An 18789-nucleotide genomic window follows, 5' to 3' on the forward strand; every position below is an offset into this window, starting at 1 on the left:
TTTTAAAGAGCATTTCTGCGAGGAACTTCGTGTTTCTCAGCAGCGCTGCGTTTTCAGCAGCAGAGAAGCGAGATTATCAACCGTTTTTTCAAACTCGTCAACAACTTTTTTAACTACTTCGTTGCGACGACTGCGGTTTAATTTCGTGTGCACTGAAGTCATTAAAACCGACATCAACAGCACCGCTTCCCTTCTTTCCCCCGCGCTGCGTTTCCGTTAGCGCGAAAGAGGCGTGATTCTAAGCACCCGCCTCCAACTCCGCAACCCCTTTTGTGAAATTATTTTGACATGTGGTACCGGGGGCCGCTGAACCTGTCCCACGGCGTCATATATAGGCGATGCGGCAGGAGCAGCCTCGGTCGCCCGTGAACAGCCCCGCCGCATCGAACGCAACCCTCCGTCGCTCACCGCCCCACCATCGCCCTCACCACGCCGTCCCGCCGAATCAGCCCGTGATACAGCGCAGCAGCAAAGTGCGCGAGGAACGTCGCGAAGAACAGATAGGCCAGCACCCGGTGCGCGACCCGGAGCCAGGCAAACGTCACCGGATCCGCCGCCACGATCGCCGGCAGCTGCACACCACCGCCCAACGTCACCGGGTACCCGCCCGCCGACAGCATCGCCCACCCGATCAGGGGCATCGCGAGCATCAGCGCATACAGCACGAGATGCGACCCGTGCGCGGCAACCTTCTGCCACCACGGCAGATCCTCGGGCAATGCCGGCGGCTTCGACAGAACCCGCACCACGATCCGCACACAAACCAGCACGAGCACGGCAATACCCAGAGGCTTATGAATCGCCACCAGGACCGCATGCCGCTCAGAAACAGACGCCACCATCCCCACCCCGATAAACAGCATCGCGATGATCATCGCGGCCATCACCCAGTGCAGCACCCGCGCCGGCAAGCTAAACGTCGTCGAAGCCTTCATCACCGTCCCTCCCCACTCAATCGCGCCACGCCTGCCACCCCGGCCTCTTCACTCGTCCTGCGCAGATACGAATCCGCATAAGCAGCCGACCGCGCCGCCAGCAACGGATCCCCTGACGCCTGAATCCCCTGCGGCAGCACCGTCGGGTCGTAATTCACGTCTCGGCACGGCCCGCTGTCCTGCGCCTCCACGCGGTCGAGCACGAGCGTCCCCGCATCGATCGTCGTGCGCTGCGCGGGCCAGACCTTCGTCGCGTCGTCCACCGGATCGCCGGGCTCCGCCAGCGTGACCAGCAGCTTCCACTTCTGCGCACCGGCCGCGATGCGCTGCGTCACGTCCTGCTGCAACACGTTCGGGTCCGCGGCCGTCGCGACGTTCCCGGCGCCGGCCGTCTGCTCCGGCACGACGCGCCACCGCACCGCCTGGCGCTTGCCGGCCGCATCGACGAAGTAGAACGCGTTCAACCCGTAATAGCTCTCGGTGACATAACTCGCGCTCGGCTTCGCACCTTTGATCCACTGCAGGAACGCGGCCGTCTCCGGATGCGCGCCGAAAAACGCCTTCACCTTCGCCGGATCGGGCTTGCCCGTCTTCGGATCGGGCCGGGTCGCCATCAATTGCGCGTAGAACGCCTGCGGCGTCGCCACCGGAAACACCGGCATCGCATTCATCCCGGTTCGCCATTGCTCACCATCAGGCGCGGTGAGCTTCAGCGCGAGGCTACGGATCGGTACGCTGCTGTCGGGCGCATACGGATTCCCGCCCGGCAACGCGAACCGCCCGACCACCGGCGTGCGCACCGCCTTGAAGAACGGCGCGACCGAATACGCGCTCGCGGCACCGTTGCCTTCGAAGTAACCGGTCACGCACACGCCCTTCGCGTGATTGCGCCGGAAGCCCGGGTGAATGCCGCCGCCGGCCGTCTGCAACGCATCGACGATCCGGTGCGGGGTCAGACGCGCCGGCGCGAACCACCCGCCGGCATACCCGAACGCCACGGCCACGCCGGCCACCGCGCCGCCGATCGCGGCCCAGCGCCACCACCCGCGCCCGGGCTCGCGCTGCGGCGAAGAAGAGGAAGAAGATCGCTCCATATATAGGCTCCCGACCGTCAGGTCATTGTCGAACCCGCGTAGGACGCCACCCGCGCCGCTTTATTCCACGAAAAATTTTTTCCTATGCTGGTGGAATAAGCGGCGCCGACCGGCGTCTTACGCGACATCTCGACCCATTCGGCAACCGGCCCGGCCATGCCCTCCACCGCCCTCGACGACGACGCGCTGCGCGAACTCATCCCCAGGCTGCGACGCTTCGCGCTCTGGCTCGCGCGCGACGTCCACACGGCCGACGATCTCGTCCAGTCGACGCTCGAGCGCGCGCTGTCGCGCTGGTCGAGCCGCCGCGACGACGCGTCGCTGCGCAGCTGGCTCTTCACGATCCTGTACCGGCAGTTTCTCGACGGCAAACGCAGCGCGAAGCGCTATGCGTGGCTGCTCGGGCGTATCAGCGACGACGACGAAGCGCACTGGCCGTCCGCCGAACGCGAATTCGCGGCGCGCGCAACGCTCGAAGCATTCGGCCGACTGTCCGACGAGCAGCGCAGCCTGCTGCTGCTCGTGGCGGTCGAAGGCTTCACCTATCAGGAAGTCGCCGACCTGCTCGACGTGCCGATCGGCACCGTGATGTCGCGGCTCTCCCGCGCGCGCCAGGCGCTGCGCCAGCTCAGCGACGGCGAGCTTCCCGCTCCTTCTTTGCGATTGATGAAGAAATGAACACGCCTCCGAACGAACACGACCTTCAGGCCTACGTCGACGGCCAGCTCGACGATGAAGCGCGCGCAGCGGTCGAGCGCTATCTCGCGCTGCATCCGGAGCGCGCGGAACAGGTGAAGCAATGGCAGCAGGATGCGCAGCGGTTGCGGGCCGCGCTCGAGAGCGTGCGGATGCCGGCGGATAACCCCGCGCTGGATCCGGCGGCGATTCGTGGACGGCGCGTGGAGCGCTCGCGGATGCGGTTCGCGATGGCGGCTTCGTTCGTGTTCTGCGTCGGGCTGGGGACGTTCGGCGGGTGGCAGGCGCGCGGGTGGAACGCGCCGCCGCCCATCGCGCCGATGAGCGATGCGGTCGAGGCCTACCGGATGATGGTGGTCGATCAGACTGCAAAGGTCGATTACCGGCCGACGGGTGCGGGAGATTTGCAGGGGTGGCTCACCCGGCGCGTGGGTGCGTCGGCGAAGCTGCCGGATCTGAGTGTGGCAGGGTTCAGGCCGGTCGGTGGGCGGTTGTTCACGACGGATAGCGGCGCCACGGCTGCGATGGTGCTCTATGAGGACGCAGCCGGAAGGACGCTGAGCTTCTATATGCGGCCGGCGGAATCGAAACATCGGCTGCTGCCGGCCGGCCAACGCGTGGATGGCGCGCTGCTGGCACGGTACGGGTCGGTGAACGGGCTCAACTACGCGGTGGTCGGGCCAGCTGGGAGCCTCGCGGAGAAAGCAGTCGTGCAGGCGCTCGATCAGCAGACTTGAGTGGTACGATGCGCGCCGCGCTTGCAGTCGGTGGTGGCTGCCAGCGCCCGGAATGATGCGGCTTTGCTGGCTGGGGCGCGCTCACGTTCACCGCTTGCTTGCACAGCGTTTTGACTGACTTGCTCGGTCTGTTGTCCACAACAGCGCGCCTTCGCTACCCTCACCCTTTGGCGTCACAGGGTTTTGAGTCGCCGTGGAACAGGATATCCACATCGATCATGGCGACACCTCGCGCGGCCATTGATCGACTCGCTCACCTTCGGCTGGCACAGTGTTTCGCGTCATTTTCGCGTGCGATATCCACACCCCGTGAGATAACGCGAACATCTGCTCCGAATTCGATTACCCTCACCCGCTGACTGCACAGGCCTTCGAGTGCTTTGACTGCTCGATATCCACAAGGCATTCAATCGCGACGGATCGCGCAAAGGCTTTCCGCATCATCTGCTCTATTCCGGGAAAGCCCTGCCAGACAAGGCGTTCGGCCGATTCACGTGGTCGAATGCAAGGCGCTCACCGGTTCGACGCACAGCGATTCGACTGGTTGGGCGTGCGAGTTGTCCACACGTAGCCGCCGGCAGGCACACGAAACGCGATGCACATTCCACATGTGCCCACGTCGTGGAACCGGCAGCCCTCCGTCCAGTCGTGTACTTGTACATCCGGATCGGCTCCTCACGGCCAGGATTGGCCCAGATCCGCGCCCAGCTTGCGATCCGGGCGCATGCTCACCGCTTGCTCGCACAGCGTTTCTCGTCGTTTTGTGCCGCGGTTATCCACATACGAAGGCGACCACCGCCACCGCCTCCGAAGTCACTTGGTCAGATAAACCCTGAGAATCTCGCCGGTTTCCGGAGAAACGACATACTTGATCGACGTCCCGAGCGGACTCGCGTTACCGAGCCCGCGCATGCCGGGCGGCATCTTTGCCAGGAACGTCACGCTGATGACGGCGTCCTCGGGCTTTGGATCGACCCTCGCGGCGCTTTCGTCCGTGATGCAGATCTCGAAGTTGCGCAGGTCCTGCCCGGTCTTCGCAAATTCCTCATAGGCGGCCTTCAGGCCGAGCAGCGTCGCGGTATTGAGCCTCGCGGAGCATCGATCGACCGCGCCGAAATTCAGCTTGCTCATGGTGTTCTCCAGATATCACGGGCTGGTGCTCATGTCGTACTGCTCGATCATGTCCATCACGATCGCTCCGTTGCGCTCACGTCCGCGTGTCGTCGTTGCCCAAGCCGCTGCGTCTCAACACCTCCCGCAGGCACACCGGGCACACGTACTCACCGGCGTCCCACAGCGTGATGAATGTGGCCTGATCGTCGATCCGGAACGTCGATTCAACGATGTTGAGATCCGGCCCGAGCACCTTGCGCAAAAACGCTTCGTCGGACCAATAGGTGGATTCATGCTTCCCCCTGGCATCGATCACCTGCACGACATGACAATCGCGGATCACGTCGATCGACAAGATCGCGGCCTCGATATCCGGTGAGGTCCGCGTCGGCCGGATCAAGCCGTGCAACTCGCAGCGCGCGAAGCCGCGCGGCCAATTCGCATTCGCCGCGACGACGGACGTGTCGAACGCCTGCTCTTTCGTCGTCGGTTTATAGGGCGCTTCGCCGGAGCGCACGAGCAGTTCGTCCAGGCATGCCGAACACAGATGCTCCCGCAAGCGCTCCAGCGCCGCAATTTTCGGGAACGCCTTCACGTGCGCAACGTTGTCGATAAAGGCCGCATCGACCTCGTGCTCGTCGAGTTCGGCACGCAGCATCCACATTTCCCGGCTGTATTTCGGGCGATCGAGCGAAACCTTCACGAGCTCGCCTGACAAGAACTGCCCGCGCTGCCGGATGCGCGCGGCAATGCCCTTCGATGTCGTGATCCCGTTGTCGCATCCGTGCCGACGGCAGTGAATGGGGCCCATTACCAGCTCCGGTTGCGGGCATTGCTCGTGTCGCCCGGGTCTTTCTTCGGTTTCATCGTGTCGGTCGTCATCATCGATCGCTCAGGGTTCGAACTCGACCGTCGCACGTCGCGACGAGAAATACGCGGTGATCGCCGAAATCACGGCCTGGCGTGTGACGGCATCGATCGTCTCGCCATCGTTTATCGGCTCGACGTACTTCATCGAATCGACGTAGACGACGAATGCGGGCCCGTTGTCCACGCCGGGCAGCAATGCTTCGCCAGGCGCCCGCACGGTGCGCTGTCCGTCGGACAGCACAATCTCGCCGCGCGACACCATCAGGACTGTGTACGTCATCGTCTTGCCTTCCGTCATTCAGCCGCGACGACACTGCATTCCGCATTGTCGAGCGACGCGATCTCGATGCCGTGCGCGTGTTCCCACACACCATCGCAACGCGATTCGTACCAGCGCTGCAGCGCAGGCAAGGAATCGATCAAGTGCCTGTGCCTCTCCGTTCGGCCGGTTCACGTCTTGGTAAGCCATCTGACGATCGCTTCGATGTCTTGGCGAGACAGTTCCCCGACGCGATCGACGAACACCCCGTAGTCGAGATCGAACTTCACGTTGAATCGCTCGCCTTTGTAGCAGCAACACAGGACGTCAGCTTCCGGGATCGACACGCGTTGCTCGAACAGGATGTCGCCTGTCTCTTGCTGCAACCGGTGTATGACGGCATCGATGTCGAGTGCGTCGAGCCGGATCAACGAAGAACCGCTCATCTATCGTGAACCTGTGCGCCAGGCCCTCGCATCCTGAATGCCGGCGATTCTACAGACACAGCGGCTCGCGCATCGCCGATGCACCTCACAGCTTGCCGCTTCGTTTGTCCGAGCACTGCACGCAGTGCATATCCTGCGCGGATCACAGTCGATGGACTGTGCTTATCCAAAGGTGTTAACAGAGTTCGTATACATACGTAGTGATAGTTAACAAACCCTGTGCCTCACAGTGGATAACGTCCCTAACCCCATGAATTCTCGACCGGAAGCAGAATGCATAACCCTGGGTGAGCCACGTGAACAGCGCCGGACAGCACAGAACAACTTTTCGTCGATCCACAGCCGCGGCGACATATCCTCAATCGTTCCACTGTGAATCCAGAGGCTTGGCGGATAGTTATCCAGAGGTCAATGTGGATAACACCACAGCGCATCGACGCGTTTTGCTGTGATGCGAACAGGTGAAGCCAACGTTCCTGGCATCGCCAGCCAACATCGATCGTCGGCCCTCGCACACGTCGATTCAAAGAATTTTCATGAAAGGGCTTGTGCTCCTCAAAAACCCTCTCTATAATTCGCGGCTTCTTAGGCTCGTAGCTCAGTTGGTTAGAGCACCACCTTGACATGGTGGGGGTCGTTGGTTCGAATCCAATCGAGCCTACCAACGAACAAATGAAGGGGTCTGGCAGCACACATCGCCTACAGGCAATGCGGCTCGCCAACATACAAACGCCACGCGGCAACTTCGCGTGGCGTTTTTCTTTTTCCGGCCCAAACAACGCATGTCGCCCCGATGCGTTGCGCGATCCACTGCATCGCATCCTTCCTCGCCGACACCTCGATCAGCCATACAACGGGCACTGCGCCGCGCGTAGAATCATGTGCGCATCGAAGCGGCTGTTCCGACCGCCGCCCGATCTCCAGCGCATCAAAACAACAACGCGCGATCCGCGCGACCGAGAGCACACGATCATGTCCGACGTCACGACTGCCACATCATCCGCGAGCAACGACGAAATCGCCGCCTACGTCGGCAAGAAAGCCGCATGGTTCGAGAGGAAGTGGGAAATCGCCGCGTCGCGAAAGAACCGGCAGTCCTGGAACTGGGCGGCCTGTTTCCTGGGCCCGGTGTGGATGGCGTATCGATGCATGTACTGGCAGGCGGCAGCCGTCCTTGGCGCGACGCTCGCGATCACGCTGGTCGAACTGCTGTTCTTCCCGAAATACTTCGAATCGAGCATGGTCGACCCGGTCACCATCGGGATCGCGGTCACGCTCGGCTGGTGCGGGAACAGCCTCTACAGGACGCACGTCGTACGCCAGATCGAAAAGCTGCGCCCGAATGCGACGTCCCGCGAATCGTTTCTCGCGTTGCTCGAAGCGCAGGGCGGCACGAACTGGCTCGCGGCGGCCGGTTTCGCGGTGGCAACGCCGTTGCTCGGTTTCCTGATCTACATCGTGGCCGCGACGTATTGATCGCAGGAACCGGCCGCCGGTAAAGCAGGGAGCAGGACGAAGAAAAGGGCGCATCGCGGCCGTGCATGCGCACGGCACCCGACGCGCGATCCCGCCGCATTCAGTGCAGATGCTTCAACTTGTCAGGATTCCGCACGACATAGATCGCGACGATTTTCCCGTCCTCGATCTCGAGCGCGGTGGTCTGCAGCTCGCCATCGGATTCCTCCGTGACGAAACCCGGCAGCCCGTTGATGAACCCGGCTCGCACGAGCTTCGACGCATGCGTGGCGAACAGCCTGGCCAGGTACTCGTGCACTTTCATCACCGGCTCGAAGCCGAACACCGGCGTGCCCGCGGCCGACCGCTTGCCGCCGCCGTCCGCATGCAGGCTCACGTCCTCGGCAAGCATCGCGCCGAGCGCGCGCATGTCGCCGCTGCGTGACGCTGCAAAGAACGCCTCCGCCAGTTCGATCCCACGCTGCTTCTCGACATGGAAACGCGGCCGCGCGTCGCGCACATGCGTGCGGGCCCGCGCGGCGAGCTGCCGGCACGCGGCCGGGTCGCGCTGGATCGTCGTGGCGACTTCGTCGAACTCGAGGCCGAACACGTCGTGCAGCAGGAACGCCGCGCGTTCGAGCGGCGAGAGCCGTTCGAGCGCGAGCAGCAGCGGCAGCGTGACGTCTTCCTGTTCGTCTTCCTCGACAACCGGCTCGGGCAGCCACGGGCCGATATAGGTCTCGCGCTGGCGCCGCGCGGACTTCAGCTGGTCGAGGCACATGCGCATCACCATGCGGCGCAGGAACGCTTCAGGCACGCGCACCTCGGTACGGTCGACATCCATCCAGCGGATGAACGCCTCCTGCACCATGTCCTCGGCATCCGCGACGGAGCCGAGCATCCGGTACGCGACGCGGATCAGCGTGCGGCGCAGCGGGTCGAAGCTCGCGGCCGCATCGGCCCGTTCTTCGGCGCTGCCCTTGGCCGGGTCGAGGTTCGGCATCAGGCCACCATCTTCGCCGCGGCGGCCTTTGCATCGGCCGGATCGATCCACAGCCCGAAGCCGACCGCGAGCCGGTTCCAGCCGTTGATCACGTTGATCATCAGCGTGAGTTTCACCTGTTCCTCCTGGCTGAAGTGGTCGTTCAGCGCCGCGTAGGCTGCTTCGTGTGCCGCGTGGCCCTCCGACAGCCGCGTGAGTGCGTCGGTCCAGCCGAGCGCCGCGCGTTCGCGATCGGTGTAGCAGGGCGCTTCGCGCCACGCGGACAGCAGGTAGATGCGCTGCTCGGTCTCGCCTTGCCCACGCGCCTCGGCCGTGTGCATGTTAATGCAGTTCGCGCACGCGTTGATCTGCGACGCGCGGATCTTGACCAGCTCGATGAGCGTCGGCTCGAGGCTCTGCGCGGCGGCCGCCGAGACGGTCATCCAGTTCTTCATCAGGGCGGGCGCGGCGGCAAACGGGTTGAGTTTCGCAGTCATGGTCCTTCTCCTTTCGTGTGGGTTCCGGTGATATGACGAGCGAGCCCCTTGCGTGTGTGACATCGACGCAAAATTTTTTTTTCGAAGCCGCCGAGCGGGCCGACGCGGAAGGCCGCCGGGCAAGGGCGGGGAGGGTGCTCGTCGAACGCGAAAAACGCAACGAGCGTGCTGCGTACGCCCGTGCTGGTCAGACGATGCCGCGTTCACGTGATGGTGACGCTCGCGGCCGTGTGAACGTCCGCGGCGTGCGTCGATCGCAACGGGCGATGCACGCACCTCGATACGCGCAGATGTCAGCAATTGGCAGGTGATCGGTTGCTTTCATTTACATTTATCTGCCGTTTCGTTCGCATCTGGATCAGCAGCATTCACATTTCTGGCCCATACTGTTCTGCACGGGCAGATGAAGTGACGCCGCATCCGCGGCCCGGCGCGCGCGCCGGCTGCCCGACGACGCAGCAGCAGGTCGCACGTCAGCCGCGCGCATCACGCGCAAGGCTTTCCCTTTTCCGGCAACACGCAACGCAGCGAATCGCGACGTGGACGGTAAACCGATGAGCCTCCTTGCATCACAGCTTCAGCGCCGTTACCAGGACGTGCGCGCCCATAGCGTCGCGGTGACCGCGACGTTGTCCGCCGAGGACCAGGCCGTGCAGTCGATGCCCGACGCCAGCCCGACGAAATGGCACCTCGCGCATACGACCTGGTTCTTCGAAACCGTCGTGCTGATGCGCCGCGTGCCCGGCTACGCGCCGTTCGACGCGGCTTTCCAGTTCCTCTTCAATTCCTATTACGAAGCGCTCGGCCCGCGCCATCCGCGGCCGCAACGCGGGCTGCTCACGCGCCCGTCGCTCGACGAGGTGCATGCGTACCGGCAGCACGTCGACGAAGCGATGCTGCGCGCGCTGGCCGGCGCCGATGCGGCGCTGCTCGATACGATCGCGCCCGAGGTCGTGCTCGGCCTGCATCACGAGCAGCAGCACCAGGAACTGATCGTCACCGACATGCTGCACGCGTTCTCGTGCAACCCGCTGAAGCCGGCATTCAGGCCGCGCAACGGGGCGGACGCGGGCGCGATGGCCGCGGGCGACGCCGGCGCGCAGCACTGGCTGCACCAGCCGGGCGGGCTCGTCGAGATCGGCCACGACGGCGATGCGTTCTCGTTCGACAACGAACGGCCGCGCCATACGGCGCTCGTGCGGCCGTACGAGATCGCGGACCGCCTCGTGACGAACGCGGAATTCGCGGCGTTCGTCGCCGACGGCGGCTACACACGCCCCGAGTTCTGGTTGTCGGACGGTTGGGCCACGGTGCAGCGGGAAGGGTGGCAAGGGCCCGCGTACTGGATGCCCGACGACGACGATGTGGCCGCCACGCGCGTGCGGCGCACGTTCGGCCTGCATGGCGTCGAACCGCTCGCACCCGACGCGCCGGTGTGCCACGTGAGCTTCTACGAAGCGGCCGCGTACGCGGAATGGGCCGGCGCACGCCTGCCGACCGAATTCGAATGGGAAGCCGCGTTCCCCGCCGAAGGCATCCGGCAGATGCTCGGGCACGTGTGGCAATGGACGCGCTCGTCCTACGAGCCGTATCCGGGCTTTCGGCCGCTTGCGGGTGTCGCAGCCGAATACAACGGCAAGTTCATGGTCGGCCAGCAGGTCCTGCGCGGCAGCAGCATCGCGACACCGCCCGGGCACGAACGGCCGACGTACCGCAATTTCTTTCCGCCGGCCGCGCGCTGGCAATTCACGGGAGTGCGACTTGCGCGAGACGTCTGACCAGACGGCCACGAGCGGTGGCCAGCAACCCGCCCGCGATTCGCGGCCGAGCGCGTTCGAGCGCGACCTGATCGACGGACTGTCGCGCATGCCGCGCAGCATTCCGCCGAAATACTTCTACGATGCGGCTGGCTCCACGTTGTTCGATCGCATCTGCGAGTTGCCCGAGTATTACCCGACCCGCACCGAGCTCGGCATCCTGCGCGACCGGGCGGCCGAGATCGTGCGGCGCGTCGGCCCGCATGCGGAACTCGTCGAATTCGGCGCGGGCTCGCTCGAGAAGATCCGCGTGCTGCTCGACGCGTTCGCCGGCAACTATGCGAACGCGCCGGCGCGCTATGTGCCGGTCGACATCTCGGCCGACTACCTGCACGACGCCGCCGCGCGACTGCGTGACGCGTATCCGTGGCTCGACGTCGCGCCGATCGCGGCCGACTACACGAAGGCCGAGCAACTGGCCGCGCTGACCGCGACACCGGCGCGGCGCATCGGCTTCTTTCCCGGTTCGACGATCGGCAACTTCGCGCCGGAAGAGGCCGACGCGTTCCTGCGCGATGCCGCGCGGCTGCTGCGTGGCGGCGGCTTGCTGGTCGGCGCGGATCTCGTGAAGGACGAGCGTACGCTGCACGACGCGTACAACGATGCGCAGGGCGTGACCGCGCAGTTCAACCTGAACCTGCTGGTGCGCGCGAACACCGAGCTCGGCGCGGATTTCAACATCGACGCGTTCTCGCATTGCGCGTTCTACGACAGCACGCGGCAGCGCATCGAGATGCATCTCGTCAGCGACATCGCGCAGACCGTGCACGTGCGCGGCCACGTGTTCCGCTTCGATGCCGGCGAGCGTATCCACACGGAGAATTCGCACAAGTTCACGATCGACGGCTTCCATGCGATCGCGCGCCGCGCCGGATTCGTGCCCGATACCGTGTGGACCGACGCGGACAACCTGTTCAGCGTGCACTGGCTGCGCAGCGTCGACGATATCCGCGCGTGATGCCCGCGCTTGCGAACCGCTCGCGGATGGTGCGAGCGGTTCGCTTTCGACGCATTCCAGCACGCGTTGACGCGCTCCGATCGCGCCGCTTCGTGCCGAACATCCCTGTTTTGCCGGCCCGATGCACCGCTGCAACGGTGCGTAGAATGCCGCCCCCTCCTTGCCGCACAAGGCTTTGCGGGCGCCCGTAAACGTCCGTTACCGGTCTCGCATACCCGTTTCACCTGTGTCTGTGCCCGGTGCCTAGACTCCGAACCGTATTCACATGACGCACGACACGTGCAGGGAGTCGCGAGATGAACAAGAAACTCATTCTCGGTGCAGTTCTCGGTGTAGCGGCGCTGGCAGCTTCGGGCGTCGCATCGGCCCACGTCGACCTGTCGGTCGGTATCGGCGTACCCGCGTATGCGGCACCGGCGCCCGTCTACGTGGCGCCGCCTCCGCCCGTCATGTACGCGCCGGTCGGCTATCGCGATGACGGTTGGCGCGGCGATGGCTGGCGTCAGCGCGAATGGCGCGAACACGAGTGGCGCCGCCGTGAATGGCGCGAGCACGAATGGCACGATCGCGGCGGTTGGCGCGGCGGCCGCTGGGATTAAGCGGTTCGACTGAACACAACAAGAGGAGAATCAAAACATGATGCCCATTCGACATATCAGGCTGTGCGCCACCGCCGCCATCGTTGCGCTTGCCACGATCGGCAGCGCGCACGCGGCGGGCTGCATGAAGGGCGCGGTGGTGGGCGGTGTGGCCGGCCACTACGCGGGGCACCACGCGGTCGTCGGTGCGGTTGGCGGCTGTATCGTCGGCCACCACATGGCGAAGAAGCACGCGGAAGAGCAGGCCGCGCAGCGCAAAGCCGCGGCGCAGGGCATGCAGCCGGCGCAGTAAGCACCATCGTCACCGGGGCGGCGCTGCGGCGCCGCACCCGCCTGCTTCGTTCCCCGTTCACGCACGATCCGGATTGATCGGACGAATACGCGTCGCGCGCATCGTTACGATCATTTACAACGTCGTGTGGCGCGAATTTTGCGCGTTCATAGAATGCAGTCACACGAACGCGCTCCAGGGAGCACAAGATGAAACAGCAACGATATCTGTCCGTACTGATGGCCGCGCTGCTCGCGCTCGGCACGGTTTCCGCGTATGCAGCAGCCGGCGGCAATGGCGGTGGAAACGGTGGCGGTGGTGGTGGCGGTCACGGCGCAGGCGGTTCGGGCGGCAATGCAGGCGGCATGTCCGCCGGCCACATGAGCGGCGAGGCGCTGGGCAACTCGAACGGCATGCACGCGGGCGACCGCGACAAGGGCCTGTCGCGCGCAGCCGACCGCTCGGACACGATCGCCGATCGCGCCGGTGCGCAGCCGGGCCGCGGTCACACGCACGGACATGCGCATGGGCACACCACGCACGCGTCGACGTCCACGCATCGTTCGCATCACCACGCATTGGGCCGCACGCTTTAAGCGCAGCGCGCAAACGCGATGGAAGGGCGCTTCGGCGCCCTTTTTTCATTGCGGGAATGCAACGCGGCTGTCGCGCGAAAACATCGTGCCGACCCGATTTGCAACCAGCCGTAACCGCGCCGCGAACGAGCGCGAATACAGATCGCTTACACGCGGATGACAGACAGGAAACCGGTGCGAGACGAGCGCATCGCGAGCGCGCCCGGCCGCGACGAAACAGCCGATAAAAAAGGGCGGCTTAGCGCCGCCCCTGGTCTTATCGCCCGGCGCCCGCCAGCGGCGCCACAGGCTCGAACAGCGCGTCGGCCTGCCTGACGCGCACGAAGCGCGCCGCACCGTCGCCGTCCACCAGCGCCCGGAAATGCGCTTCGCCGCAAGCGAGCTTCGCACGCTCGTGCTCGCTCGGCACGTTGCCGTCCGCGTTCGGCGTATCGACGACGAAGTACAGCCGTTCGCCGCCGTCCTGTTCCGCGAGCACGGCCCAGTCCGGGTGATAGCTGCCGAGCGGCGTCTGCACGCGGAACCACGCGGGCAGCTTCGCGTACAGCTTCACGCCGTCGTGCGCCTCGAGCGCATCGGCGAACGCGCGCTCGGCGTCCGTCTCGCACACGACCGCCTCGTGAATCGACTTTTGCGCATCGGGCCGCAGGTTGCGCAGGTAGCCGGTCAGCGCCTCGCTCTCGAACGATTCGAGCGCATGCACGTGGCGCTCGCCGAGCTTGCGGTACGCGATGCCCGCGACGAGCGCGAGCCGTTTGCAGCGGTTGATCGCATCGGCCGCGACCGCGATGAACTGCTGTGGATTCACGCGGAAATCCTCGAGCCGGCCGCTGTCGGCCAGGATCGTCGCAAGCGAACGGCGCGTGAGCTGCGTGCGGTCCTGCAGCTCGGTGAGCAGGTCGGGCAGCGGCAGCTCGCCTTCGTCGAGCAGCACCGTGCCGGCGCCGGCCACCTCGATCGCCTCGATACCGGCCTTGCCGATGTCGATCTCGGCCTTGCGCCACTGCAGCCGTGCGCGCGCGATGTCCGGCGCGTCGTGCAGCGCAGCCGCGCAGTCGCGCACGAGCTTCGCGTTGTCGAACTCGACGCGGTACACGGTGCGATGGCGGATGCGGTCCCACAGCGCACTGAAATCCTCGCCGAACACGACGGCCTTGCCCGACGCGTCGCGTCGCAGTGCAATCGCACGGCGCTCGTCCGCGTTGCGCACGGCAAAGCGGCCCGACAGCTTGCGCAGCGTCGCGACGATCGGTGCGCGCAGCATCTCGAACGCATCCGGCAGCACCAGCGCGCTCTGGCGCAGCGCATCCTTCAGCCGGTCGAGCACCTTGCCCTGTGCGTCGACGTAGCCCTGCTCGTGCAGGTGGTTCCACAGCACGCGAGACAGCTCGACGCCGAGCGCATGCGCGGGCCCGTCGCCTTCCTGCACGGGCAGCGCCGCGAACTGGTGTTCCTCGACGATCCCGAAACGGATACCCGTATCGGCCTCGATTTCCTTCTGCAGGTTCTCCGCGAACGACTCGTAGCGCTCGGTCGCGATCACGGTGAGCGTATTCACGCCCGCATCGCGCACGCGTTCGCCGTCCTGGTCGACGGCGAGGCGCAGCCCGCGGCCGAGCGTCTGGCGGCGCTCGCGTTCGGTCTGGATGTCGCGCAGCGCGCAGATCTGGAACACGTTCGGGTTGTCCCAGCCTTCCTTCAGCGCCGAGTGCGAGAAGATGAACTTCAGCGGCGTGTCGAACGACAGCAGCGCTTCCTTCTCGCGCATGATCAGGCCGTACGCGCGCTCCGCGTTCTCGCGGGCCGCGGCGCTGCTTTCGCTGGTATCGGTCCAGCCGCCCTTGCGGTCGATCGAGAAGTAGCCGTTGTGCGCACGCCCGACTTCGAGCGCGACGTCGACGCCGTCGAACAGTGCACGGTAGGCCGGCACGCGCGCCGCACGCGCATATTCCTCTTCGAAGATCAGCGCATAGTCGCCCTTCGCGGGCATGCCGTTCTCGTCGTAGCGGCGATAGCGCTCGACCGAATCGACGAAAAACAACGACAGCACCTTCACGCCGCGCTCGGCCAGGCGCAGCTCCTTGTCCAGATGCTCGCGGATCGTGCGGCGGATCATCTCGCGCTGCACGGCGAGCGTGTCGATGTCGCCGAACGCCTCGCCGAGCGACAGGAACGCCTCGCCTTCCGGATGGCGCAGCTCGACATATTCGGCGCCCTTCACCGCATGGACTTCGCCGATCCGCAGCCCCGCGTACAGCGCGCGCTTGGTCAGGCGCTCGAGATCGTCGCCGTCGGTGGCCGTCACGATCTGGCGCTTCACGCCGGCTGTCGTCGCGACGTCGAGTTCGACGCGCGCGCTGATCGCGCCGCGCCGGTTCGACACGCCGACGAGCCGCACGTACGGCTTGTTGTGCGCATCCTCGACGATCGCCGATGCGATCTCGATCTGCTTGACGAGCTTGCGCTCGTAGGCGTCGACCGCGTCGAGCCGGTACACCATGTGGTGACGGTCGACGTGCGTGGCCGAATAGCGCAGCGTGCAGAGCGGCGCCATCGCGGCGAGCGCTTCGCGGCCGCGGCCTTCGAGCCCGCCGTCGACGCTCTGCGGCTCGTCGACGATCACGATCGGCCGCGTTGCGCGGATCAGGTCGATCGGCTTCTCGCCGCCGGTCTTCTCGCTGTCCTTGTAGAGGTTGTTGATTTCCTTCTTGTTGATCGCGGCAACCGTCATCACCATGATCTGGATCGCCGCGCTCGCCGCGAAGTGGCGCACCTGGCCGAGCTTCGCGGAGTCGTACAGGAAGTAGTCGTACGGCACGCCCGCGTACAGCGCGCGGAAATGATCCTCGGTGATCGAGAGCGTCTTGTGCACGCCTTCCTTGATCGCGATCGACGGCACGACGATCACGAACTTCGTGAAGCCGTAGCGTCGGTTCAGCTCGAAGATCGTGCGCAGGTACACGTAGGTCTTGCCGGTGCCGGTTTCCATCTCGACGGTGAAGTCGCGCGAGCCGGGCAGGCCGGACGGCGGCAGCCCGCCGCGCAGCTGCACGTCGGCGAGATTGCGCGCGAGCGCGTCGTCGGTCAGCGACAGCCGGTTGCCGACGCCCTGTTCCGACACCGCGAAGCCGAGCGAGCCTTGCGCGGCGGCCGTCGTGCCGGGCGCGGCGTTCGCGAGCACGCTGAAGTCGCCGCGATACGATTCCTGGCCGCGAAACAGGTCGCAGACGGCGTCGATCGCCTCGCGCTGGTAGTCGAGATCCGCTTCGAAATGCAGCCGCATCACAGGCTCCGCACGCGCTTCACGCCGTGCTGTTCGAGCAGCGCGGCGAGATTGAGCTTCGCGACGTCGTCGATGAAGCCGCTGTCGCGGAACAGGCACGTGACGTCGTGCGTCGTGCCGGTCGCGTCGAGCAGGTCGACGATGCCGTCGGCGAGCGGGCCCGCGTCGTCGCGCGCGATGCGCGCATCGAAGCACGCGACGATCGAGCGGCCGATCAGGTGCACGGTCTTGCCGGCCACCTGGTGATGCTCGACCGGCGTGCACAGGTCGAGGCCGAGCTTCAGTGTCAGCTCGGCGAGCAGGTCGTCCTCGGTGCGGCCGGTCTTCACGTGCTCGACGGATGCGAAGAGGGCATGGTCGAAGTCGTCGCGGCGCGGGTCCCACTCGATCACGTTGGTCGTGTCGAGCCGGTACACGCGAAAGCCGAGGTCGCCATAGCTTTCCGGATAGTCGCGCGCGACCTGCTGCGCAGCGCGGCGCAGGCGCTCCTTCGTGATTTCGGCGAGCGTCAGCGGCTTTTTCAGCTTCGTGCAGAAATCGGCCGCGCTCTGCTGCGTCTTGTCGCGGCGGTCGAGCGCTTCGGGCAACTGCACGAGCACGTAGCGGCGCGCGCCGCCGTCGGTCGCGTTCACCTGCATCACCGCGTGGCCGGTCGAGCCGGAGCCGGCGAAGCAGTCGAGCACGATGTCGTCGCCGCGCGTGCACCAGCCGATCACGGCCGCCGCGAAATCGACCGGCTTCGGCAGGTCGAACGGGATGCCGAGCGTCTTCAGCAGCGCGTCGTCGGAGCCGGCGAACGGCAGCACCGACGGCACGTTCTCGTACATGTTCTCGTCGAGGTAGTAGATCCGCTGCGGCTGCGTGCTTTCATCCGCGCCGAATTCGATCTGGCCGCGCTCGATCAGCGCCTGCATCGTCGCGGGCGGATTGCGCCAGCCGCGCGCCGGCATCGCGCACGGCTTGCCGGTGACCGGGTGGATCAGCGGCGTGAAATACTCTTCCGGCGCCTTCTTCTTGTTCGGCCAGGCCATCGACACGAGGCGGTACACGCGGCCTTCTTCCGACAGCCGGTCGTACATCACTTCGCCGCCGGACAGGTTGGTCTGCGCCTTCATCCACGCGCGGTACGCCTTTTGCGCGTCCTTCGCGTTGCCGCTGCGGTACACGGCGTCGTGCGCGGCGTCGAGCATGCGCTGCGCGTTGCGCTTCGGGCGCTTGAGCGGCGCCTGTTCGAGCAGCGTCTCGGCGTTGCGCGCGAACAGCACCAGCGATTCGTGCTGGTACGCGACGCCGCGCGCGTCGCCCTTCGGGTTGCGCTTGTCCCACACGGCAACGCCGAGCTCGTTCTCCTCGCCGAAGATCTCGCGCAGCATCAGCACCAGCGCGTGCACTTCGTGCTCGTCGATGTGCACGGCGATCAGCCCTTCGTCGGACAACAGCGCGTGCGCGAGCTTCAGGCGCGGATACATCATGTTCAGCCAGTCGGTGTGGAACCGGCCGTTCGCCTCGGTGTTGGTGCTGCGCTTCACGCCGCCCTGGGTCTGCCCGGTCATCGCCAGGTAGTGGCGGATGCTGTCGCTGAAGTCGTCCGGATAGACGAAATCGCTGCCGGTGTTGTACGGCGGGTCGATGTAGACGAGCTTCACCTTGCCCGCGTAGCTCTTGTGCAGCAGCTTCATCACGTCGAGGTTGTCGCCCTCGATCACGAGATGGCGCGTGTCGTCCCACGCGACGCTGTCGTCGGGGCAGGGGCGCAGCGTGCCCGTCGACGGCGTGAGCGCGGCCTGGCGCGCGCTGCGCTTGCCGTGCCAGTGGAAGCCATAGCGCTCGTCGGCGTCGCCGACCGTGTGTTCGCCGACCAGCGCCTTCAGCACGTCGACGTCGACCGACGCGCCGCCGGGGCCTTCGGTCACGAGTTCGGGGAACAGCGCCTTCAGGCGCGCGACGTTGTCGGCGGTGAAATCGGTCGACATCGCCTGCGGGCTCGCCGCATCGAGTTTCTGCATCGTCTTTTCCATCGGAGCCCGGCCGCGCGCGCCAGGACGTCGGGCGCGCTCGCGGCACCGGCGGCAACGGCCGCCCGGGCAAACCCGAAACGCTATCGAGTCGATCGTCCGAGGTCAAGCGCCGATGTGGGCCGATCGTGCGGGCATTGGCCGCGATCGCCCGCCGGACGGGCCG

20 protein-coding genes and 1 tRNA gene are annotated in these 18789 nt (G+C 65.6%); 10 read left to right on the forward strand and 11 right to left on the reverse strand.

The window, feature by feature from the left end; all coding sequences use genetic code 11:
* Positions 1 to 220, forward strand: a 220-nt coding sequence (locus tag BDI24065_RS29650; RefSeq protein WP_217481838.1) for a hypothetical protein, incomplete at its 5' end; no start/stop codon positions are given.
* Between the two features lie 184 nt (positions 221 to 404).
* On the opposite strand, the gene BDI24065_RS29655 is transcribed toward BDI24065_RS29650, so the two are convergent.
* Together BDI24065_RS29655 and BDI24065_RS29660 are read right to left on the reverse strand one after the other, a co-directional pair.
* Complete coding sequence (locus BDI24065_RS29655; protein WP_175016418.1) at positions 405 to 935, reverse strand: cytochrome b; 531 nt, start codon at positions 933 to 935, stop codon at positions 405 to 407.
* Positions 935 to 2029: a catalase family peroxidase gene (locus BDI24065_RS29660; protein WP_175034248.1), complete on the reverse strand. Its 1095-nt coding sequence runs from the start codon at positions 2027 to 2029 to the stop codon at positions 935 to 937. The genes BDI24065_RS29655 and BDI24065_RS29660 overlap by 1 nt, the downstream gene beginning before the upstream one ends.
* A gap of 156 nt (positions 2030 to 2185) precedes the next feature.
* Here BDI24065_RS29660 and BDI24065_RS29665 point away from each other — a divergent pair, with 156 nt between their 5' ends.
* Together BDI24065_RS29665 and BDI24065_RS29670 are read left to right on the forward strand one after the other, a co-directional pair.
* Complete coding sequence (locus BDI24065_RS29665) at positions 2186 to 2707, forward strand: sigma-70 family RNA polymerase sigma factor (RefSeq protein ID WP_175034249.1); 522 nt, start codon at positions 2186 to 2188, stop codon at positions 2705 to 2707.
* Entirely contained in the window at positions 2704 to 3462 is a 759-nt protein-coding gene (locus BDI24065_RS29670; RefSeq protein ID WP_175034250.1) for an anti-sigma factor family protein, read from the forward strand. The genes BDI24065_RS29665 and BDI24065_RS29670 overlap by 4 nt, the downstream gene beginning before the upstream one ends.
* Positions 3463 to 4275: 813 nt before the next feature.
* Here the strand turns inward: BDI24065_RS29670 and BDI24065_RS29675 are convergent.
* The 5 genes from BDI24065_RS29675 to BDI24065_RS29695 all read right to left on the reverse strand — a co-directional run bounded on the left by BDI24065_RS29675 (position 4276) and on the right by BDI24065_RS29695 (position 6150).
* Entirely contained in the window at positions 4276 to 4593 is a 318-nt protein-coding gene (locus tag BDI24065_RS29675) for a hypothetical protein (RefSeq protein ID WP_175034251.1), read from the reverse strand.
* A 76-nt stretch (positions 4594 to 4669) separates the two neighbouring features.
* Positions 4670 to 5278, reverse strand: a complete 609-nt coding sequence (locus tag BDI24065_RS29680) for a hypothetical protein (RefSeq protein WP_175034252.1) — start codon at positions 5276 to 5278, stop codon at positions 4670 to 4672.
* A gap of 189 nt (positions 5279 to 5467) precedes the next feature.
* Positions 5468 to 5725: an Imm74 family immunity protein gene (locus tag BDI24065_RS29685; protein WP_175034253.1), complete on the reverse strand. Its 258-nt coding sequence runs from the start codon at positions 5723 to 5725 to the stop codon at positions 5468 to 5470.
* A 14-nt stretch (positions 5726 to 5739) separates the two neighbouring features.
* Positions 5740 to 5868 (reverse strand): Imm53 family immunity protein, encoded by a 129-nt coding sequence (locus tag BDI24065_RS29690; protein WP_175034254.1) that lies wholly within the window; start codon positions 5866 to 5868, stop codon positions 5740 to 5742.
* Positions 5869 to 5895: 27 nt separating this feature from the next.
* A complete protein-coding gene (locus BDI24065_RS29695) occupies positions 5896 to 6150 on the reverse strand; it encodes a hypothetical protein (protein ID WP_175034255.1) in 255 nt (84 codons plus the stop codon).
* 587 nt (positions 6151 to 6737) lie between these two features.
* Here BDI24065_RS29695 and BDI24065_RS29700 point away from each other — a divergent pair.
* Both BDI24065_RS29700 and BDI24065_RS29705 read left to right on the forward strand, forming a co-directional pair.
* Positions 6738 to 6814, forward strand: a tRNA-Val gene (locus BDI24065_RS29700).
* A gap of 308 nt (positions 6815 to 7122) precedes the next feature.
* Positions 7123 to 7626 (forward strand): DUF2628 domain-containing protein, encoded by a 504-nt coding sequence (locus tag BDI24065_RS29705; protein WP_175034256.1) that lies wholly within the window; start codon positions 7123 to 7125, stop codon positions 7624 to 7626.
* 100 nt (positions 7627 to 7726) lie between these two features.
* Here BDI24065_RS29705 and BDI24065_RS29710 read toward each other — a convergent pair whose 3' ends face one another.
* The gene (locus BDI24065_RS29710; protein ID WP_175034257.1) at positions 7727 to 8608 is read right to left on the reverse strand and encodes a sigma-70 family RNA polymerase sigma factor; all 882 of its coding nucleotides are present in this window, start codon (positions 8606 to 8608) and stop codon (positions 7727 to 7729) included.
* Positions 8608 to 9084, reverse strand: coding sequence for a carboxymuconolactone decarboxylase family protein (locus BDI24065_RS29715; protein ID WP_175034258.1), 477 nt, complete (start codon positions 9082 to 9084; stop codon positions 8608 to 8610). Before BDI24065_RS29715 ends, BDI24065_RS29710 begins: the two co-directional genes overlap by 1 nt.
* A 554-nt stretch (positions 9085 to 9638) precedes the next feature.
* On the opposite strand from BDI24065_RS29715, the gene egtB reads away from it, so the two are divergent.
* From egtB to BDI24065_RS29740, 5 genes are all read left to right on the forward strand, one after another.
* Positions 9639 to 10862, forward strand: coding sequence for an ergothioneine biosynthesis protein EgtB (gene egtB, locus BDI24065_RS29720; protein ID WP_175034259.1), 1224 nt, complete (start codon positions 9639 to 9641; stop codon positions 10860 to 10862).
* The gene (egtD, locus tag BDI24065_RS29725; RefSeq protein WP_175034260.1) at positions 10846 to 11859 is read left to right on the forward strand and encodes an L-histidine N(alpha)-methyltransferase; all 1014 of its coding nucleotides are present in this window, start codon (positions 10846 to 10848) and stop codon (positions 11857 to 11859) included. The genes egtB and egtD overlap by 17 nt, the downstream gene beginning before the upstream one ends.
* 296 nt (positions 11860 to 12155) lie before the next feature.
* The gene (locus tag BDI24065_RS29730; protein ID WP_089449610.1) at positions 12156 to 12458 is read left to right on the forward strand and encodes a hypothetical protein; all 303 of its coding nucleotides are present in this window, start codon (positions 12156 to 12158) and stop codon (positions 12456 to 12458) included.
* Positions 12459 to 12495: 37 nt separating this feature from the next.
* On the forward strand, positions 12496 to 12750 hold the full coding sequence (locus tag BDI24065_RS29735) for a hypothetical protein (protein ID WP_175034261.1): 255 nt from the start codon (positions 12496 to 12498) through the stop codon (positions 12748 to 12750).
* A gap of 188 nt (positions 12751 to 12938) precedes the next feature.
* Complete coding sequence (locus BDI24065_RS29740; protein WP_175034262.1) at positions 12939 to 13325, forward strand: hypothetical protein; 387 nt, start codon at positions 12939 to 12941, stop codon at positions 13323 to 13325.
* A gap of 256 nt (positions 13326 to 13581) precedes the next feature.
* Here BDI24065_RS29740 and BDI24065_RS29745 read toward each other — a convergent pair whose 3' ends face one another.
* Positions 13582 to 16608: a type III restriction-modification system endonuclease gene (locus BDI24065_RS29745; RefSeq protein WP_175034263.1), complete on the reverse strand. Its 3027-nt coding sequence runs from the start codon at positions 16606 to 16608 to the stop codon at positions 13582 to 13584.
* Positions 16608 to 18626: a site-specific DNA-methyltransferase gene (locus BDI24065_RS29750; protein ID WP_175034264.1), complete on the reverse strand. Its 2019-nt coding sequence runs from the start codon at positions 18624 to 18626 to the stop codon at positions 16608 to 16610. Before BDI24065_RS29750 ends, BDI24065_RS29745 begins: the two co-directional genes overlap by 1 nt.
* Between the last annotated feature and the right edge of the window lie 163 nt (positions 18627 to 18789).

The sequence above is a fragment of the Burkholderia lata genome (genome assembly GCF_902499025.1).
In the GTDB taxonomy this organism is placed as follows: Bacteria; Pseudomonadota; Gammaproteobacteria; order Burkholderiales; family Burkholderiaceae; genus Burkholderia; species Burkholderia lata_C.

Bases quoted from the DNA above. Each gene is read 5' to 3' on its own strand.
- BDI24065_RS29685 (WP_175034253.1), bottom strand. From the start codon at position 5,725: ATGACGTACACAGTCCTGATGGTGTCGCGCGGCGAGATTGTGCTGTCC.
- BDI24065_RS29670 (WP_175034250.1), top strand. From the start codon at position 2,704: ATGAACACGCCTCCGAACGAACACGACCTTCAGGCCTACGTCGACGGC.
- BDI24065_RS29710 (WP_175034257.1), bottom strand. From the start codon at position 8,608: ATGCCGAACCTCGACCCGGCCAAGGGCAGCGCCGAAGAACGGGCCGAT.
- BDI24065_RS29735 (WP_175034261.1), top strand. From the start codon at position 12,496: ATGATGCCCATTCGACATATCAGGCTGTGCGCCACCGCCGCCATCGTT.
- egtB (WP_175034259.1), top strand. From the start codon at position 9,639: ATGAGCCTCCTTGCATCACAGCTTCAGCGCCGTTACCAGGACGTGCGC.
- BDI24065_RS29695 (WP_175034255.1), bottom strand. From the start codon at position 6,150: ATGAGCGGTTCTTCGTTGATCCGGCTCGACGCACTCGACATCGATGCC.
- BDI24065_RS29655 (WP_175016418.1), bottom strand. From the start codon at position 935: ATGAAGGCTTCGACGACGTTTAGCTTGCCGGCGCGGGTGCTGCACTGG.
- BDI24065_RS29660 (WP_175034248.1), bottom strand. From the start codon at position 2,029: ATGGAGCGATCTTCTTCCTCTTCTTCGCCGCAGCGCGAGCCCGGGCGC.
- BDI24065_RS29730 (WP_089449610.1), top strand. From the start codon at position 12,156: ATGAACAAGAAACTCATTCTCGGTGCAGTTCTCGGTGTAGCGGCGCTG.
- BDI24065_RS29715 (WP_175034258.1), bottom strand. From the start codon at position 9,084: ATGACTGCGAAACTCAACCCGTTTGCCGCCGCGCCCGCCCTGATGAAG.
- BDI24065_RS29745 (WP_175034263.1), bottom strand. From the start codon at position 16,608: ATGCGGCTGCATTTCGAAGCGGATCTCGACTACCAGCGCGAGGCGATC.
- BDI24065_RS29705 (WP_175034256.1), top strand. From the start codon at position 7,123: ATGTCCGACGTCACGACTGCCACATCATCCGCGAGCAACGACGAAATC.
- BDI24065_RS29665 (WP_175034249.1), top strand. From the start codon at position 2,186: ATGCCCTCCACCGCCCTCGACGACGACGCGCTGCGCGAACTCATCCCC.
- BDI24065_RS29675 (WP_175034251.1), bottom strand. From the start codon at position 4,593: ATGAGCAAGCTGAATTTCGGCGCGGTCGATCGATGCTCCGCGAGGCTC.
- BDI24065_RS29750 (WP_175034264.1), bottom strand. From the start codon at position 18,626: ATGGAAAAGACGATGCAGAAACTCGATGCGGCGAGCCCGCAGGCGATG.
- BDI24065_RS29740 (WP_175034262.1), top strand. From the start codon at position 12,939: ATGAAACAGCAACGATATCTGTCCGTACTGATGGCCGCGCTGCTCGCG.